This is a genomic window from Halobacillus litoralis, from assembly GCF_020524085.2.
Lineage (GTDB): Bacteria > Bacillota > Bacilli > Bacillales > Halobacillaceae > Halobacillus > Halobacillus litoralis_E.
In genome coordinates, this window is the sequence record NZ_CP129016.1 from 2,830,660 (window position 1) to 2,848,258 (window position 17,599).

At 42.5% G+C, this 17,599-nt stretch carries 20 protein-coding genes; 16 read left to right on the forward strand and 4 right to left on the reverse strand.

The genetic code is table 11. The features are described from left to right. Positions 1-13: 13 nt before the first annotated feature. The 15 genes from mgsA to nth all read left to right on the forward strand — a co-directional run bounded on the left by mgsA (position 14) and on the right by nth (position 13,407). Complete coding sequence (gene mgsA / locus LC065_RS14505; protein WP_226589762.1) at positions 14-418, forward strand: methylglyoxal synthase; 405 nt, start codon at positions 14-16, stop codon at positions 416-418. A gap of 12 nt (positions 419-430) precedes the next feature. Beyond that, the gene (bshA, locus tag LC065_RS14510; RefSeq protein ID WP_226591643.1) at positions 431-1,561 is read left to right on the forward strand and encodes an N-acetyl-alpha-D-glucosaminyl L-malate synthase BshA; all 1,131 of its coding nucleotides are present in this window, start codon (positions 431-433) and stop codon (positions 1,559-1,561) included. Next, positions 1,554-2,756 carry a CCA tRNA nucleotidyltransferase gene (locus LC065_RS14515; RefSeq protein WP_226589759.1) on the forward strand — a complete coding sequence of 401 codons (1,203 nt, stop codon included), beginning with the start codon at positions 1,554-1,556 and terminating at the stop codon, positions 2,754-2,756. The genes bshA and LC065_RS14515 overlap by 8 nt, the downstream gene beginning before the upstream one ends. Next, positions 2,732-3,016: a biotin operon repressor gene (locus LC065_RS20545; protein WP_371933343.1), complete on the forward strand. Its 285-nt coding sequence runs from the start codon at positions 2,732-2,734 to the stop codon at positions 3,014-3,016. The genes LC065_RS14515 and LC065_RS20545 overlap by 25 nt, the downstream gene beginning before the upstream one ends. Before the next feature lie 3 nt (positions 3,017-3,019). Further along, positions 3,020-3,724, forward strand: coding sequence for a biotin--[acetyl-CoA-carboxylase] ligase (locus LC065_RS14520; RefSeq protein ID WP_371933344.1), 705 nt, complete (start codon positions 3,020-3,022; stop codon positions 3,722-3,724). Continuing rightward, positions 3,717-4,538: a 3-methyl-2-oxobutanoate hydroxymethyltransferase gene (panB, locus tag LC065_RS14525; RefSeq protein ID WP_226589753.1), complete on the forward strand. Its 822-nt coding sequence runs from the start codon at positions 3,717-3,719 to the stop codon at positions 4,536-4,538. Before LC065_RS14520 ends, panB begins: the two co-directional genes overlap by 8 nt. Positions 4,539-4,546: 8 nt before the next feature. Next, entirely contained in the window at positions 4,547-5,413 is an 867-nt protein-coding gene (gene panC, locus LC065_RS14530) for a pantoate--beta-alanine ligase (RefSeq protein WP_226589750.1), read from the forward strand. 21 nt (positions 5,414-5,434) lie between these two features. After that, positions 5,435-5,824, forward strand: a complete 390-nt coding sequence (gene panD, locus LC065_RS14535) for an aspartate 1-decarboxylase (protein WP_226589747.1) — start codon at positions 5,435-5,437, stop codon at positions 5,822-5,824. An 83-nt stretch (positions 5,825-5,907) separates the two neighbouring features. After that, positions 5,908-8,709 (forward strand): ATP-dependent DNA helicase DinG, encoded by a 2,802-nt coding sequence (dinG, locus tag LC065_RS14540; RefSeq protein ID WP_226589745.1) that lies wholly within the window; start codon positions 5,908-5,910, stop codon positions 8,707-8,709. Positions 8,710-8,779: 70 nt separating this feature from the next. Beyond that, positions 8,780-8,950 (forward strand): YpmA family protein, encoded by a 171-nt coding sequence (locus LC065_RS14545; protein WP_226589742.1) that lies wholly within the window; start codon positions 8,780-8,782, stop codon positions 8,948-8,950. Next, complete coding sequence (locus LC065_RS14550; protein ID WP_226589741.1) at positions 8,913-9,440, forward strand: cell wall elongation regulator TseB-like domain-containing protein; 528 nt, start codon at positions 8,913-8,915, stop codon at positions 9,438-9,440. Before LC065_RS14545 ends, LC065_RS14550 begins: the two co-directional genes overlap by 38 nt. 15 nt (positions 9,441-9,455) lie before the next feature. Further along, on the forward strand, positions 9,456-10,640 hold the full coding sequence (locus LC065_RS14555; RefSeq protein ID WP_226589738.1) for a pyridoxal phosphate-dependent aminotransferase: 1,185 nt from the start codon (positions 9,456-9,458) through the stop codon (positions 10,638-10,640). Between the two features lie 18 nt (positions 10,641-10,658). Beyond that, a complete protein-coding gene (asnS, locus tag LC065_RS14560) occupies positions 10,659-11,951 on the forward strand; it encodes an asparagine--tRNA ligase (RefSeq protein ID WP_226589736.1) in 1,293 nt (430 codons plus the stop codon). Positions 11,952-12,043: 92 nt separating this feature from the next. After that, a complete protein-coding gene (locus LC065_RS14565; protein WP_226589735.1) occupies positions 12,044-12,739 on the forward strand; it encodes a DnaD domain-containing protein in 696 nt (231 codons plus the stop codon). Positions 12,740-12,747: 8 nt separating this feature from the next. After that, positions 12,748-13,407, forward strand: a complete 660-nt coding sequence (gene nth / locus LC065_RS14570) for an endonuclease III (protein WP_226589733.1) — start codon at positions 12,748-12,750, stop codon at positions 13,405-13,407. 40 nt (positions 13,408-13,447) lie between these two features. On the opposite strand, the gene LC065_RS14575 is transcribed toward nth, so the two are convergent. From LC065_RS14575 to recU, 4 genes are read right to left on the reverse strand one after another with little or no spacing between them, the layout of a single operon-like run. Next, complete coding sequence (locus LC065_RS14575) at positions 13,448-14,281, reverse strand: fibronectin type III domain-containing protein (RefSeq protein ID WP_306163513.1); 834 nt, start codon at positions 14,279-14,281, stop codon at positions 13,448-13,450. Next, positions 14,233-15,054, reverse strand: a complete 822-nt coding sequence (locus tag LC065_RS14580; protein WP_306163514.1) for a penicillin-binding transpeptidase domain-containing protein — start codon at positions 15,052-15,054, stop codon at positions 14,233-14,235. The genes LC065_RS14575 and LC065_RS14580 overlap by 49 nt, the downstream gene beginning before the upstream one ends. 7 nt (positions 15,055-15,061) lie before the next feature. Then, positions 15,062-16,084 (reverse strand): transglycosylase domain-containing protein, encoded by a 1,023-nt coding sequence (locus LC065_RS14585; protein ID WP_306163515.1) that lies wholly within the window; start codon positions 16,082-16,084, stop codon positions 15,062-15,064. 16 nt (positions 16,085-16,100) lie between these two features. Further along, the gene (recU, locus tag LC065_RS14590; protein WP_371933345.1) at positions 16,101-16,691 is read right to left on the reverse strand and encodes a Holliday junction resolvase RecU; all 591 of its coding nucleotides are present in this window, start codon (positions 16,689-16,691) and stop codon (positions 16,101-16,103) included. Positions 16,692-17,281: 590 nt separating this feature from the next. Between recU and LC065_RS14595 the strand changes: the two genes are divergently transcribed. Then, complete coding sequence (locus tag LC065_RS14595; RefSeq protein ID WP_226589728.1) at positions 17,282-17,548, forward strand: hypothetical protein; 267 nt, start codon at positions 17,282-17,284, stop codon at positions 17,546-17,548. Positions 17,549-17,599 lie beyond the last annotated feature (51 nt).

A 17,599-nucleotide genomic window follows, 5' to 3' on the forward strand; every position in this document is an offset into this window, starting at 1 on the left:
GGAGAGGTTTACCATGAAAATTGCATTGATTGCGCACGATAAAAAGAAAGAAGACATCATTCGTTTTGCAAAAAAATACCATTCTATCTTATCGAAACATGAATTGTTTGCTACAGGTACAACAGGAATGAGGATCTCAGACGAAGCCGATTTGAAGGTGACGAGGTATCAATCAGGACCGCTCGGTGGGGATCAACAAATCGGAGCAAAAATAGCAAGTGAAGAGATGCATATGGTTGTCTTTTTCCGTGATCCGCTAACAGCACAACCTCATGAACCAGATATTAGCGCATTGTTGAGGTTATGTGATGTTCATCAAATACCGGTAGCGACTAACCAAGCGATGGCAGATATCATGATTCAAGCTTTGGATCATGAAGACTTTGATTGGAAAGGCATCATTGAAATGAACAGATAACAGGAGTGATCGATTATGGCTAAAATAGGTATCACTTGTTACCCCACCGTAGGGGGATCAGGTGTCATTGCTACAGAGCTTGGGAAGTTGCTGGCAGAAAAGGGGCATGAAATCCATTTCGTTGCCTCTCAGGTGCCCTTTCGTCTGAACCGTGTATATCCTAATATATATTATCATGAAGTGGAAGTCAGCAATTACCCAGTCTTCCAGCATCCTCCTTATGACTTAGCTCTAGCAGCTAAGATGGCCGATGTAATCAATAGAGAGGAATTGGATATTCTTCATGTCCATTATGCGATGCCGCATGCCATTTGTGCGATTTTAGCCAAACAAATGTGTGAACGTGATGTGAAAATTATTACGACCCTACACGGTACAGATATTACTGTTCTAGGTATTGATTCCAGCCTTAAACAAATGATTCGGTTTGGAATCGAACAGTCAGACAGAGTTACAGCTGTATCACAAAGCCTTGTTGATCAGACGAAAGAGATGTTACATACAGACCGTTATATTGACGTCATCTATAACTTTGTAGATGAACGGGAGTATTATCGTAGAGAAGATCAACGTCTGAAAGAACATTATGGCATTCAGGAGGAAGATGCGGTACTCATCCATATATCTAACTTTCGAAGAGTGAAAAGAGTGACCGATGTCATTAAAACCTTTGCAGCTGTCGCAGAGCAAATGCCTGCGAAGCTGCTACTTGTTGGAGATGGTCCGGAATATTCAGAATGTCATCAACTTGTCCAACAGCTGGGTTTAGAAGACCATGTCCTCTTTTTAGGAAAGCAGGAAAATGTAAGTGAACTGCTTTCGATTTCAGATCTGAAATTATTGTTATCTGAAAAAGAGAGCTTTGGACTTGTCCTGCTTGAAGCAATGGCTTGTGGTGTGCCCTGTATCGGAACTAATATCGGTGGAATCCCAGAGGTCATTGATCATGGGGAAACCGGGTTTATCGCAGAACTTGGAAATGTGGAACAGATTTCTTACTTCGCCACAAAGCTTCTAGAGGATAAGGATCTGCATCAAAGGATGGCTGAACAGTCGAAAAGAGTCGTTCATGAAAAATTCGCAACGAATACAATCCTTAGACAGTATGAAACTTTATATGAACAGGTCTTGAACTATGAGTAGTCACGAAGTATTCGAACCTGCTTTTGAAGTGATCCAAAAGATTGAAGAAGCGGGTGGTGAAGCTTACATCGTCGGTGGTGCTGTGCGTGACTACTTGAGCGGCAGGCCGGTCAATGATATCGATATTGCGACATCGGAAAAGCCCGAGCGGATTCAGGAAATATTTGAAAAAGTTATCCCTGTAGGAATCGAACACGGGACGGTAATCGTGCGCCATCGTTCTGTTTCTTACGAAGTGACAACGTATCGGGTAGAAGAAGGCTATGAAGATTATCGCCACCCAGATGAGGTGACATTCGTACAGGATATCACTCTTGATCTGGCTCGAAGAGATTTTACGATCAATGCAATCGCTATGAGCAGGGACGGCAGGCTTATTGATCCTTATCACGGACATGATGCCATTCGGAATAAGAGGATTGAAGCTGTTGGTGAGCCGTCTGAGCGTTTTCACGAAGATCCATTGCGAATGATGAGAGCGGTCAGGTTCGCCAGTCAACTTTCATTTAAGATTGAAGAGAGGACCGAAGAAGCCCTGAATCATTTGTCACCTTTACTTCAACACATTTCCATTGAAAGAATTGCAGTGGAAATGGAGAAAATTTTCGGAGGCTCGAATTATGCTTTAGGCTTGCAGCTTCTGCAATCAACAGGGTTAAAGAATCATTTGCCAATTCTTAAAGACTTGGACATTCATAGGAATGTTCCTTATTCTCTAATATTAGGTTGGCACGAAATCATCGCTTTTTATGTGTTGCAATATCCACATTTAACTGCAGAAAATTTCATGAAGTCATGGAAACTTTCAAAGGATACAAAGAAGAAAACAGAACAGTTGTTACACGCCTATAGAAAGTATGAAAATGAAAAGAATGTGACAGCATGGCTTATCTATCAATTGGAAGAAGAACTTTTCCCGTCTTTCTCTAGGTTGGTCTCAGCTTTACATCGAGTAGATAAGATTTCGGGTGAGGTTTTGACTGAGGCGAAAAAACAGCTGCCTATTCATAATAAGAGGGAGCTGACTTTCCAGGCTAGAGACCTTTTGCAATTGTTCACAGATCTGCCGAAAGGTCCATGGATCTCAGAGTGGATGGACAAGATTGAATACCATGTGGTCACCGAGGAAATAGAAAATGATTATGAAAAAATAAAGGAGTGGGTGAGGGAATGGAATCCACCCGCAAGGAACTAATCGAGTTACTGAATAACGTAGAAGGTCATATTTCAGGTCAGCAACTTTCTGAGCAGCTGGGAATATCAAGGACAGCTGTTTGGAAGCACATGAACGAATTGAAAAAAGACGGATACAAAATTGAAGCCGTCCAACGGAAGGGTTACAAAATTATGTCTTCCCCTGATAAGATCAGTGAAAACACGCTCAGATGGGGGTTGGATACCAAATGGATTGGTCATGAATTGCATCATTACGACCAGGTGGAATCCACCCAGTAAATTGTGCATCAATTAGCCAAACAGGGAAAACCCCATGGAACTGTGGTCATTGCAGATGAGCAAGTGAAAGGGAAGGGAAGAATGTCGAGGAATTGGGATTCACCAAAAGGAAAAGGGATATGGATGAGTGTCCTCTTACGTCCGAATCTACCTCCTGTACAAGCACCTCAAATCACTCTTCTGGCAGCAACCGTATTAGCCAGGATGGTTGCAGAAAGATCTTCGTTGGTCCCGCAAATCAAATGGCCGAATGATCTATTGATCAATCATAAGAAAGTGTCAGGCATTCTTACAGAAATGCAAGCAGAGCAGGATACGATTCAATATATTGTTCTGGGTATGGGGATGAATGTAAATCAAGAAGATCGTGAAATCCCTGAAGATATTAAATACAAAGCGTCTTCCCTTAAAGTCGAATCAGGCCAGCATTGGAATATTCAACAAACGGTCCAACACATCTTACGCCTTTTTGAAGACACCTATGAACGGTTTGAAACCCATGGGTTTGCATCCATCAAAAAGGATTGGGAGCATTTCGGTTACAAAATCGGTGAAGAGGTGACCATATCTACCATGAGAAAAACCTGGCAGGCGACTCTCATAGGGATCGAGCCAGATGGAGCTTTGCGTGCGAGAAGCAAAGACGGACAGGAAGAGAAACTATATTCAGCGGAAATTCACTGGGGAGAGGGAGGATACCATGCGTAATAAGGCACAGTTCCTGCGTATGAAGCATGAAGAAGAAAAAATCGTCATGATCACAAGTTATGATTATCCATCAGCGAAAATGTCCGAAGAAGCGGATGTTGATATGATTCTGATCGGAGACAGCTTGGGAATGACGGTACTAGGTTATGACTCAACAATTCCGGTAACCATGGAAGATATGATTCATCATGGAAAAGCTGTCTACCGTGGTGCTCCTGACACATTTAAAGTGATTGATATGCCCTTTATGTCTTATCATATATCCATAGAGGACACATTGAAGAATGCTCGTAGACTCTATCAGGAAACAGGAGCTCAGGCATTGAAGCTTGAAGGAAGTGGTGAGGTCTCTGAAGCAATGAAAAAGCTTGTTCATGCCGGAATTCCTGTGGTTGGCCATATAGGTTTAACTCCGCAGTCCGTCAATGTTCTTGGAGGCTACAAGGTTCAAGGTAAAGACCATGGATCCGCAGAACGACTCATCGAAGAAGCGCTTGAAATCGAAGCGGCCGGGGCGATGGCTCTCGTCCTAGAGTGCGTTCCCAGACAGTTAGCAGAGAGAATCACGAACCGCTTGTCTATCCCTACGATTGGGATCGGTGCCGGCGCAGAGTGTGATGGTCAGGTTCTCGTCTACCACGATATTCTCAAATATGGGGTTGATCGATTGCCGAAGTTTGTAAAACCTTATATCGACAGCAACCACCTTCTAGGAGAAGCGGTACAATCTTATGTGAAAGAAGTGAAGATGAAAGCTTTTCCGGAAGAATCCCATACATTTACTATGAACCTTAATGAATTGCCGGAGGAGTAAGGAGATAAATGAAAGTATTAAGAGAAATTGATCATGTAAACACATTCATTTCCGAATGGAGGAAGAATGGGGAGACCATTGGTTTCGTTCCTACGATGGGCTACCTTCATGAAGGACATATCCGCCTTATTCAGGAAGCGAAGAAGGAAAATGACAAAGTGATACTCAGCATTTTTGTAAACCCGCTTCAGTTTGGGGAAGGAGAAGATCTGGATACATACCCTCGTGATGAGGAGCATGATCGTAAAGCAGCAGAAGAAAACGGCGTCGATCTTGTTTTTCTTCCCACAAATGAAACGATGTATCCACAATCATTATCCGTGAATATGACGGTTAACAAACGGACGAATGTCTTGTGTGGAAAGAGCCGTCCAGGGCATTTTGATGGTGTAGTTACTGTGCTCACGAAGCTTTTCAATATCACGAGGCCTGACAACGTCTATTTCGGAATGAAAGATGCACAGCAAGTAGCTGTCGTAGATGCCTTAATCAAAGATTATAATATGCCTGTCCATCTCATCCCTGTCCCTACAGTACGGGAGGGAGACGGTCTTGCGAAAAGTAGTAGAAATGTCCGTCTCTCCGATGAAGAGCGAAAAGAGGCTCCTTCTATACAGGAAGCGCTGCAGTATGGCAGGAAACTTGTTTTGGAAGGGCAAAAGTCAAAAGAATTGATTGTTGAGGCGACAGAGAAGTTTCTTGAAGAGAAAACTCGTGGTAAGATAGATTATATTGAATTATTATCTTATCCTGAGTTAGAATTTATAGAGAAGATTGATCGTCCTGTAATTCTCGCAGCGGCTGTTTTTTATGACAATGTGAGGTTGATTGATAATGTCGTATTTGATGAAGAAGGACATGTCATTTATGGGTGATCGTCAAGGAGGCCATTTGTTATGTTACGTACAATGATGAAAGCAAAAATACACCGTGCTCGCGTAACGGAAGCGAATTTGAACTATGTTGGGAGTGTGACGATCGATCAGGATTTGCTTGATCAAGTCGGTATACTTCCCCATGAAAAAGTGCAGATTGTGAACAATAATAATGGCGAACGACTTGAGACCTACGTGATCGCAGGTGAGCGCGGTAGTGGTGTCATCTGCCTGAATGGTGCAGCGGCCCGCCGTGTTCAGCCAGATGATATAATCATTATTGTTTCCTATGCGATGCTTGATGAAGAGGAACTTGAAGAGTTTCGACCAAAGATTGCCCTGATGGATGAGAACAATAAAGTCGAGCAAATCATCGAGGAAGAACCACCTTTACAAGCATTGCCATTATAAGAAATGACTAGCGAGTGAAGAAAGGATCTATGCCACGGTCTTAGGCAAGGTCCTTCCTTTTTGTTGTGAAAGTAGGGATGAACATGAACAGATTTGCAATTGTGGATTTAGAGACAACAGGAAATGCGGCTTCAAAAGGGGATCGCATCATAGAAATCGGTGTCGTTGTTATGGAGGAAAATGGGACCATCGTGGAAGAGTTTTCTTCCCTTGTTTATCCTGAAAAAGAGATTCCTCCGTTTATCCGTTCATTAACCGGAATTGAAAATGACGATGTTTTAGATGCACCGCTTTTCTCTGAAATTGTCGAGGATGTTTATCCTCTTTTTCAGCATGCTTATATTGTGGCACATAATATTGAATTCGATCTTGGATTTCTAAATGACGAATTAGCACGGTGCGGTTATCAACCTTTACATAATCCGATTATTGATACTGTCGAATTCGCACGCATTCTCATGCCAACTTCTCCTACTTTCAAGCTAGGGCAGCTGGCAGAACGGTTAGAAATGGGCCATGATCGTCCACACCGTGCATTGTCAGACGCTCAAGTAACGGCTGATTTACTTCTTTATCTATTAAGAGAACTTCAGAGTCTCCCTGAGCGTACGATCCATCATTTGTTGAAGATCGAAGGGAAATTGAAAAGTGATTTCCGGGAGTTCTTTCTGAAGTATTTGGAGGAAAAGCGGTATGGCACCAATAGTGAATCTGATGTGATGCTGAAGCACGGGATTGCCGTCAGGAAGCAAGTGCAGGAGCGTGCATCTAAAACCGTTCAACTTCCAGTGTTCGACACTTGGAAAAAGCAAGTGTTTGAAGGAGATAATGGCCTTGGAAGTCTGCTCCCTGAGTATGAACTCCGAAAAGGTCAGCAGGAAATGACATCAAGTGTCAAGCAGGCTCTTGAAGAAAATAGACATGCAATCTTAGAGGCAGGTGCTGGAACGGGCAAGTCAGTTGCTTATCTACTATCCGCTGCTTTCCAAGCTATGGAAAGTGGTAAGCGCGTCGTCATCTCCACTCACACAACGAGTCTTCAAAAACAATTGCTAGAGGAAGAAATACCAAAAGTTGAGCGGATGTTTCCTCGTCCGATCAAAGCTGTCCTCTATAAAGGGAAAGCTCATTACATTAGTTTGATACACTTTCAGTATGAACTTGAAAGGTCGTACCAGGATAATTATGATATTGCACTGACAAAGGCCATGATTCTCGTTTGGTTGACCAAAACGCGTACGGGCGACGTAGATGAAATTCAACTTCCATCAAATGGAAGGCAGTTTTGGCATAAAGTATCATCGGAACAGTCAAGCAAAACCGTTAGACTCGGATTCACGGATGATAGTTTTTTCCAGTGGGCTCAAGAAAAAGCGGCTCAAGCAGACCTTGTCATTACCAATCATGCCCTGCTGTGTATGGATATAATGAAAGAGGAATCGGTACTGCCAGATTATGAGCATGTGATTATTGATGAAGCTCATCATTTGGAAGCAGTAGCTAGTCGGTACTTTGGTGTGCGAATGAACTATCGTGAACTTCAACGGCATTTGACCCAATTTGGAGAGATCTTTCATAAGAATCTTTATAAGGAATGGTCTTTGCAGGAAGATTTTTATACCAATCTAATCAAAGGCCAACAATCCATTGACGAGGCGAAGGAAGAGCTGAGTCATCTTTCACGTTATATTTATCAAAGTGTCAAAAAGCAGAAGCGGTTAGGGAAAGGGAAAAGTGATATTGGCCGTACCCAGCTTCTTTTGAAGTCAGGAGATATGCCAGCATTTATTGACACAGCCAAAGAAATGTCTCATCGTTTCTTGGCTATGATCAAAAAGTTGATTGTCCACATGGGAAGAATGGAAGAACAGTTGAGAATGCAGCTTGCTGTTAAAGAAGACTACAGTATCCCGATTCTTCTCTCCCGATTGAACAATCAAATCGATGTCTGCCACCAAATTCGCTCTCAACTCATTCATTATTTTGATTTTACAAGAGAAGAAGAAGTGAAATGGATTGAAATTGAAGGAGAAGGGGCCGTAAACGCGATCTACTTATTTAGTGAGCCGTTTGATGTCGCCCAACTTCTTGAACAACGACTATTTAGAAAGAAGAGCAGCGCCGTTTTAACGAGTGCCACCTTAACAACAGATGGTTCTTTCGAATACATTCGAAAATCCTTGGGGATGCAGGACCTTGCGAACACGATTGAATCCGTGATTCCATCTCCTTATCAGTTTAAGGAGCAGGTCCAGCTTATGGTCCCAAATGATTTCCCGAATATAAAAAATGACCCCGACTCGTTTGTTGAAGCACTCAGTGAAGCGATTTATTCTGTGGCGGAAGTGACAAAAGGAAGAATGCTCGTTTTATTTACTTCTTATGAAATGCTTCGTCAAACCTATTCACTTTTAAAAGAGTTTATTGACCCAGAAGAGTTCATGGTTTTCGCACAAGGCGTATCCAGTGGTAGCAGGGACCGTTTGAAAAAGAACTTTCAAGCGTTTGACCAGGCTATTCTTCTCGGGACGAGTTCGTTCTGGGAAGGGGTGGATATACCCGGAGACGATCTTTCCTGTTTGATGATGGTACGATTGCCTTTTCAACCACCAGATCAGCCGATACAATCGATAAGGAATGAGCGAATGCAGAAAGAAGGAAAAAATTCCTTTATGGAGAAATCCCTTCCTCATGCCATTATTCGATTCAAACAAGGCTTTGGAAGGTTGATCCGAAGCAGCTCCGATCGAGGAATCGTCTTTATTTGTGATCAACGGTTGATGGAGGCGCGATATGGAAAATACTTCTTGAATTCTTTGCCGGAAGTCCCTGTTTCTTATGAGTCCACCCGTCAATTGATTAATAAGATCGACAAATGGCTCTGACTCCAGCGCATGGGATTGGACGTACCTGTTATAATATAAAGCGGACCCCGCACAATGGAGGTTTTTAACGATGGAAAATAAAATTGAAACGTTATCGACAGTCAGGATTCAAAAGTCTGATGATCTTTATAAAATTGTCGATTCGTTGAACCGCACACTTAAAGAAAATAATCTGATGTTTGGATTGGCACTGGATGATGACGATGCTGAGACCGCAGTCTTCACCATTTACCGTACCTAGTTGGTTGAAGTGGAGCCTTGCGATAGCAGGAACCCTTTTTATTTTAGTTCTTATCCTTTTCCTATGGGTATATATAGATGTGAACCAGGACCGTAAAGAAGGTCATCCTGAAGCAGAGACGATTGCGCTGGAACAAGGGGACCTTGCTACGATCAACCATGTTTCTACATACCATGGCAAAAGGGAGTTCCATATCGTCCAAGGAATGAACGAGTCCAAAGAAGCATCGATCTTATTCATAGACATTAAAGAAGATAAAATCCTTGATGAGGTTTCTGGAGAAGAAGCGCTTACTTTGGAGGAGATGCGTTCCCGGTGGGTGAATACGTGCTCCAGTTGTACATTCAAAGATATACAATATGGTTTTGAGGAAAACGAACCTGTGTTTCAATTGACCTATATCGATGATCAGAACCGTTATGTATTGGATTATTTCACATTGCAGGGTGAAGCGTTTGATCAGCGCTTTGCTTTCAGACAGAATGAGTAAAAGGAGTGAACGATTATGGAATTAGCACAACGAGTGAAAGCTTTAACACCATCAACGACATTGGCAATCACAGCCAAAGCGAAAGCATTGAAGGCTGAAGGCCATGATGTGATTGGATTAGGAGCAGGGGAACCGGACTTTAATACCCCGTCATATATTTTGGATGCTGCTAAGCGTGCGATGGATGAAGGGATGACGAAATATACACCAGCTGGTGGAGTCCCTGAGCTGAAAAACAGTATTACAGCAAAACTTAAGCGTGATCAAGGTTTAACGTACACGAATGAGCAAATCATTGTTACTACAGGTGCGAAGCATGCTTTGTTCACTTTATTCCAGGTTCTTCTGAATGAGGGAGATGAAGTCATCGTTCCGGCTCCATACTGGGTGAGTTATCCAGAACAAATTAAGCTCGCTGAAGGTAAGCCCGTGATCGTTTCAGCAGATGAATCCAATGATTTTAAGCTCACACCACAGCAATTGAAAGAAGCGATTACATCTAAAACGAAAGCTGTTATCATTAATTCACCAAGTAATCCGACAGGTATGATGTATTCAGAATCAGAATTAAAGGCGCTCGGAGAAGTGTGTCTTGAGCATGACATCCTGATCGTGTCAGATGAAATCTACGAAAAATTGATTTATACAGAGGAAAAACATGTTTCCATAGCTCAACTGTCTAAAGAACTGTATGATCAAACGATCATTATCAATGGAGTTTCCAAATCTCATTCGATGACAGGGTGGAGAATCGGTTTCGCTGCGGGGAATAAAACGGTGATTAAAGCGATGACCAATATGGCTTCACACTCGACATCAAACCCGACGACCATTGCCCAGTACGCGGCACTCGCTGCTTATACGGCTTCTGAAGAAAAAGTAGACGAAATGAAAGAGGCATTTAAAGAACGGTTGGATGTCCTTCACAAGCGCCTGGTACAAATTCCTGGTGTGCACTGTGCGAAACCATCCGGCGCATTTTACCTTTTCCCGAACGTGAAAGAAGCTGTGGAGAACGGCGGTTTTGAGGACGTCGATGCATGGGTGAAAGCTCTATTAGATGAAGAAAAAGTTGCGCTCGTTCCGGGTTCAGGGTTTGGAAGCCCGGATAATGTGCGCCTGTCCTACGCGACATCTTTGGATCAGCTCGAAAAAGCAGCTGATCGAATCGAACGATTTGTAAACAAATATCAATCTTAAGCTTTTGGAGGTTTTAGTGTGAAAACAACTATATCTGAAGTATCAAAATATGTAGGAGAAGAAGTAACGTTAGGAGCCTGGCTTAGTAACAAACGCTCCAGTGGTAAAATTGCTTTCTTGCAACTCCGTGATGGAACAGGTTTTATGCAAGGGATCGTCGTTAAAGCAGAAATTGGTGAAGAAAAGTTTCAAGATGCTAAGGCTTTAACACAGGAGTCTTCTCTTTATGTAACAGGTGTAATCGTGGAAGATACCCGTTCTCCACTTGGATACGAAATGCAAGTCAAAGATTTTGAAGTCATTCATGAAGCGGTCGACTATCCGATCACACCAAAGGAACACGGTCCAGAGTTCCTAATGGATCACCGCCATTTGTGGTTGCGTTCTAAACGTCAGCACGCCGTCATGAAAGTGCGAAATGAAATCATTCGCTCCACTTACGAATTTTTCAATGACAATGGGTACGTAAAAATTGATCCTCCTATTCTTACAGGCTCTTCTGCAGAAGGAACGACAGAACTTTTCCATACGAAATACTTTGAGGAAGATGCCTACTTGTCTCAAAGTGGTCAACTTTACATGGAGGCTGCTGCGATGGCTTTCGGTCGTGTATTCAGTTTCGGCCCAACCTTCCGTGCTGAGAAATCAAAAACCCGCCGCCATTTGATTGAATTTTGGATGATTGAGCCTGAAATGGCCTTCATGGACCATGAAGACAGTCTTCAAGTCCAGGAACAATATGTTTCTCACGTGGTTCAATCGGTTCTTAAGAACTGTAAGATCGAACTTGATGCACTCGGGCGTGATACAGAGAAACTTGAAAAAATCCAGGCTCCATTCCCGCGCATTAGTTATGACGATGCCATCCAACTTTTGAAAGATAAAGGGTTTGATGATATCGAATGGGGAGAAGATTTTGGAGCCCCGCATGAAACAGCGATTGCTGAAAGTTATGATAAGCCTGTATTCATTACAAATTATCCTGCTGACATCAAAGCATTCTATATGAAGCCGGATCCTGAGCGACCTGAAGTGGTTTTATGTGCAGACTTGATCGCTCCTGAAGGATATGGTGAAATCATCGGTGGGTCTCAGCGAATCGATGATCTAGAGTTGATGCAACAAAGGTATGAAGAACATGATCTCACAGGAGATGCTTACAAATGGTATTTACAATTACGTGAGTACGGAAGTGTTCCGCACTCTGGCTTTGGATTAGGGCTTGAACGTACCGTTGCTTGGATTTCTGGAGTCGAGCACGTTCGCGAGACGATCCCGTTCCCTCGTCTATTGAATCGACTGTACCCGTGATCACCAATCATGCCGATGAACGAACACCGATCTAACGCCCACGGCGTATCGGTGTTTTTCATTCCATGAAGATTAAGAATGGAGGGATTGATTTGGCTAAATACCAAAGCTTTCAGAACATCATGGATAACCAAATGGTCGTTCCAACGAAACTTCTTGAAAATTTTCATCAATTGAAGTTAAATGAAACGGAATTGGTCGTTCTCCTACAAATTCATCGTTTCCGTACAGAAGGAAATGGATTTCCGACACCTGAACAACTGGCGACTCATCTAACCATTACTTCCCAAGAATGTTCACAAGTACTGAGGAGCTTGATACAAAAAAGGATGATGACCATTGAGCAAAATCAAAATGAGCATCGAGTCCTTAATGAATATTATTCACTAGAACCATTATGGGAAAAAATCTTCGCCGTATCACCGAAGCCTCAAACGAATGATCGGTCTTATGATGAGAATATATTCCCTCTATTTGAGCAGGAATTCGGGAGACCCTTGTCTCCATTCGAAATTGAGACCATTAATATATGGCTTGATGAGGAAGAGCAATCTCCAGCACTGATCAAGGCTGCGTTAAGAGAAGCGGTATTAATGAGTAAACTGAACTTCAAGTACATTGACCGTATCCTGAGAGAGTGGAAGCGGAAAGGTGTAAAAACGGTGGAACAGGCCCGTGAACAGGGCAGGCAGTTTCGCCAAGGACAACAGGGCTCTAAAACGCAAAAACAGGAAAATAAGAAGCGTGACATTTCCCTTTACTATAACTGGTTGGAGGAGGATTCTTAAAACAAACGATGTTGAACAAACAGCAAATCCGTCATTGTCTAGATACGTTTGAAGAAATGTTCCCTGAGGCCGAGTGTGAATTGACGCACAGCAATCCTTTTGAACTCCTCGTTGCTGTCGTTTTATCTGCTCAGGCCACTGATGCACTAGTGAACAAAGTGACCCCTCAACTTTTTGAAAAATATAAAAATCCGGAGGACTACATTGCTGTTCCTTTAGAAGAGCTCCAAAATGACATCAAACGGATCGGTTTATATAGGAACAAGGCAAAGAACATAAAGAAGCTTTCGCAAACACTTGTTGAAAAGTTTAATGGGCAAGTACCCCCTACAAAAAAAGAGTTGGAAAGTTTAGCTGGAGTGGGGAGGAAAACGGCAAACGTAGTAGCTTCCGTCGCATTTGATGAACCTGCCATAGCGGTGGATACACACGTGGAGCGTGTTTCTAAACGCCTAGCTTTTTGCAGGTGGAAAGATTCCGTCTTGGAAGTAGAAAAAACATTGATGAGGAAAATACCGGTGGAAGAGTGGTGTGTTACTCATCACCGGATGATATTTTTCGGGCGCTACCACTGTAAAGCACAGCGTCCGAATTGTGAGGAATGTCCTTTGTTATTTTTGTGCAGAGAAGGGCAGAAACGAATGAAAAAGAAAGAGAAATCCCAATAAAAACACCCTCTCGAAATTATTTCGAGAGGGTGTTTTTTGTTTAAGCTGCATCTTGCTGTTCCTGATCCTCTTCAGCGGGCGGTTGTTCTTCATCAGAACCACTGTCCCCATCTGAACCAGAACCATCATCTTGGTTTTGACCATCGTTTTCACTATCATTCGTGTTGTCAGATCCATCGTCCTGGCCATTACCTTGACCATTCCCCTGATCACTTTCTTGACCATTTCCGTTACCGTCATTATTTCCTTGGCCGTCTCCTTCGTTGTTTTCTTCAGGAGGACCTTCGCCTTCCGTGTTCTCTCCTTCTTCTTCCTGATTTTCGCCGTCTTCGGATTCTTCAGGATTTTCCTGTTCAAGAGAACCTGGGGCTTGAACCATGACAGTAGCTGGCTCACTATTCGCTGTATTATCGTCATCACTGATGACCACCACAGCAAATTCGTAGGAGGCACCCGGATCGACGTTCGTAATTTCGACACTTGTTTCTTTCGTTGTCGTCAACTCTCTCATTTCTCCACCATCAATGGAGGCAGCAATACGGAAACTGATTCCATCTGTATTTCCATAGGACCATGAAAGATCAATACTAGAGGTTTCTTCATTGAATTTTCCGGCCAGAGATTGAACAGGATCCAATTTCTGATACGTTTCTGATACTTTAGATGGCTGATTGTCTACGTGGAATAGTTCTGTGACAATGCGGTCCGAAGGTGTATATTCACTCGGTAGACGTGCAGGTCTGGACCCTTTTTCTACGTCAACCCAGGCAACGGAATCCGGTTTAGTAAAGTCAGCTGTTTCTATTCCTTGAGATAATTGACTCATCAAAGGCTTATAAATCTGTTTTGGTATATTTTTTGCCGCCTGAGACATTGGATCTTCTTCATCGTAACCTGCCCAAATGGAAATGGAGTAGTTCGTTGTGTATCCATTGAACCAAGAGTCTGATGCATAATCCCCGCGGTTCGTCGTTCCGGTTTTACCTGCATCAGGTAGACCCCAGGTACGTTAGCAGCTGTACCAGTACCTTCACTCATTGTGGTTTGTAGCATGTTAGAGATCATGAAGGCCGTGTAGCTGTTCATGGCAGACTTAGGCTCCGGAGTTAGCTCAATGGTTCCTTCACCAGGTACTTCAACTTTTGTTACGGTATGTGGTTCATTATATACGCCTTCATTACCAAAAGCAGCGTACGCGGCAGCCATTTCTTTAGGATTCGTTCCAACTCCTCCTCCAATGGCATCTGAGAGCATAAAACCTTTGTCAGGTACTTTAAATCCGAGTCCTTTTGCAAACTCTTCCGCCTTATCGATCCCTACTTCTTCCATTAACTTAATGGTAGGAATATTTAATGAGCGGCTTAAAGCGTATCTAGCGGATACCCATCCCCTGAACTGATTATCAAAGTTATTAGGTGTCCAACCATCATTGACATCAAATTCAGTTTTTTCATCTTTAATTTGATGGTAGGTGGACATCTTATTATATTGGATTGCCGGACCATAGGCTGTGATTGGTTTAAACGTTGAGCCTGGTTGACGGTTGATTTGAGTGGCCGTATTGAATTGACCTTTTTGGTAGTTTCGGCCTCCGCCAATTGCTCGAATGGCACCTGTTTGTGTGTCTGTGACAGTAACTCCAGCCATTAATTTTTCATCCGGCCACGGGGGTAGGACCCTCATTGCTTAATAGCTGCTGTACTTGTTCCTGTGCTTTAGGATCTAAAGTGGTATAAATTTTCAACCCATCTTTATAGATATCTGAGCCATCCATTTTCTCTTTAATCTCTCGTTCCACTTCATCCAGGAACGCTTGGAATGGTGCTTCTTTTTCAGGTTGTCTCTCGATCAACATGTCTTCGATCTTCACTTGACGTGCTTCTTCTGCTTCAGCTTCTGTAATTTTGCCGTGTTGCACCATCAAACTAAGGACCGTGTTCATTCGATCTTTCGCTAAATCCGGATTTTCAAATGGCATGTAGCCACTAGGCCTTTGCGGGAGACCTGCCAACAAGGCAGCTTCAGGCAATGTAAGCTCACTGAGGTCTTTCTTGCCGAAATAAGTTTCGGCACCTTCAGCCACCCCATAAGCCCCAGCACCATAGTAAATCTTATTGAGATACATTTCTAAAATCTTTTCTTTAGAATATTCCTGATCTAACTTAATAGCCAAATACTGTTCTTGAACTTTACGTTTTATGGTCTTATCTTTCGTCAAAAATGACTCCTTGACAACTTGTTGGGTGATAGTACTGGCTCCTTCAGCACCGAACCCACCAGTAATGTTGGCCAGGACGGCGCCTCCGATCCTTCTAAAGTCTATTCCGATATGATTGTAGAAGCGTACATCTTCTGTAGCTAAAACGGCGTCCTCAAGGACGGAAGGGATGTCGTTGTATGTGATTTTCGTACGTCGTTCATCTCCCGCTAAGTCAGCAAACAAGTCACCGTTTTTGTCGTAAACTTTGGAAGAGAATGGATCGGATAATTTCGATTCATCTAAACTCGGAGCCGTAGCGACATAATAAGCAAATAGTGCTCCAACTCCTAACATCAGAACAACTCCGATGGTTAAGAGGGTCATGAAAATTCTCTTGAATTTTGAAGTGCTTTTTCCTTTTTTCGATGATTTCATCTGATTTCTTCGTGCTGTACGTGACTGGCTATCGTTGGCCATTTACATTTCCTCCATTTCAGAAATAAAGCTTATCGATGGCAGTGGCATAGTGAACCCGTGCCTGATAATGAAAAGGGATTTTGATTCCTTCTTTAGTAATGTAAGCATAAGGAATCGATTTCCTTCCACCGTTCCACTGATCTTCCCAAAAGGAAAAAATCGAAGATGATGGGAGGAGGTAAGTCTCTTCTAAAGGTGTAAACTTTATGATCATAAAGCTGATTCCACCATGTGTTTGGACAGCCCTCATATGGTCAATCTGGTGCTGATGGACATTACTTAAGGGAAAAGAAGTTTTGTTTTTCGTTTCTTTTGCCTCAAAATCGATGTACTTCCCACGATAAACACCATTAAAGTCTGTTGTAGAAGCTTGTTTGAAATATGCTTCTTTAATGACGGCGGCGCTTCGTTTTGGGTAATCCACTTGTACAATTTGAACAGGCGTAGGTTTTTTATGGACTACCGCTACTCCTGCTTGCAGATAATATTCATTTGTTACATTAATGTCTTCTTCAAGTGACATTCCCCTGTTACTGAAATCCGGTTTTGCTTTTCCTTTGGGAGCTGAATTTGCCTTGGATCCACGTCTCCCATTGGGATAATTCACAATCAATCCCTCCCTATAGCCATGAGAGTATCATACCAAATTTTCATGTCCAAGAATATATACATGAGACTCATTTTATTTAGACGTATAAAAGAAAGGAAAGTTTCATCTGTTCACATGATTGACACATATAAGGAAACCGCCATGACTATCTTCCCTTACCTATTCTATTTAAAACCCTAATCATATTCCTTCGATTATGGATACAGTTTTTTGACTCGTGCAGAGAGAGGAGGGCTTCCTTCATATTTGAAATGTAACGACGAAAAAGATAGAAAATAGCCTTGTTCATATCCCAGTTTTCAAGTGATTGATAAAAAAAGCTGCTGCTATAAAAAATAGCAACAGCTTCTGTCCAATCACGTAGAAGGGCGGTTCTCACCAGCAAGTTTAGGATTGTCCGTTTTTGCCGGGGCCGGTTTTTTATTTTTCTTTTCTTTTTTCTTAGCCATATGCTTTTCTCCTTTTATGTCGAAGATTAATGTCTGATTTGACTTGTTTTGTTGCTTTAGTTCTAGTCTTGTCATCCTCAGAGGAGTTATGCATGCAATAGAGAATTTGTTAAACACCAATAAAAGGGGGAGTAGTGTATGAAGAAAAATAGTGTCATCACACCGTATGAATTTGAGGAGCAGCTCTCGCACTTACAGGAAAAATTCTCCTTACTTGAGCGTAGGTTGTCAATCAAAGCAGATGAAATCGTGTTTAATATGGCCGTCTCCCACCGTAAAGAGATCGATGAATTGAAGAATGAAGTCTTCGGGCTTCGAGATGAATTAAGAAAGATGAAAAGAGAACGCCGGTATGAATATATGGAGAAAGTTGCTCAACAGGCCAGACGTCGTTCTGTAGGTTGATTTTGAAGCCCTTTTTCCCTCATGGTATTATGAAGAGGGAAAGGTGTGGGA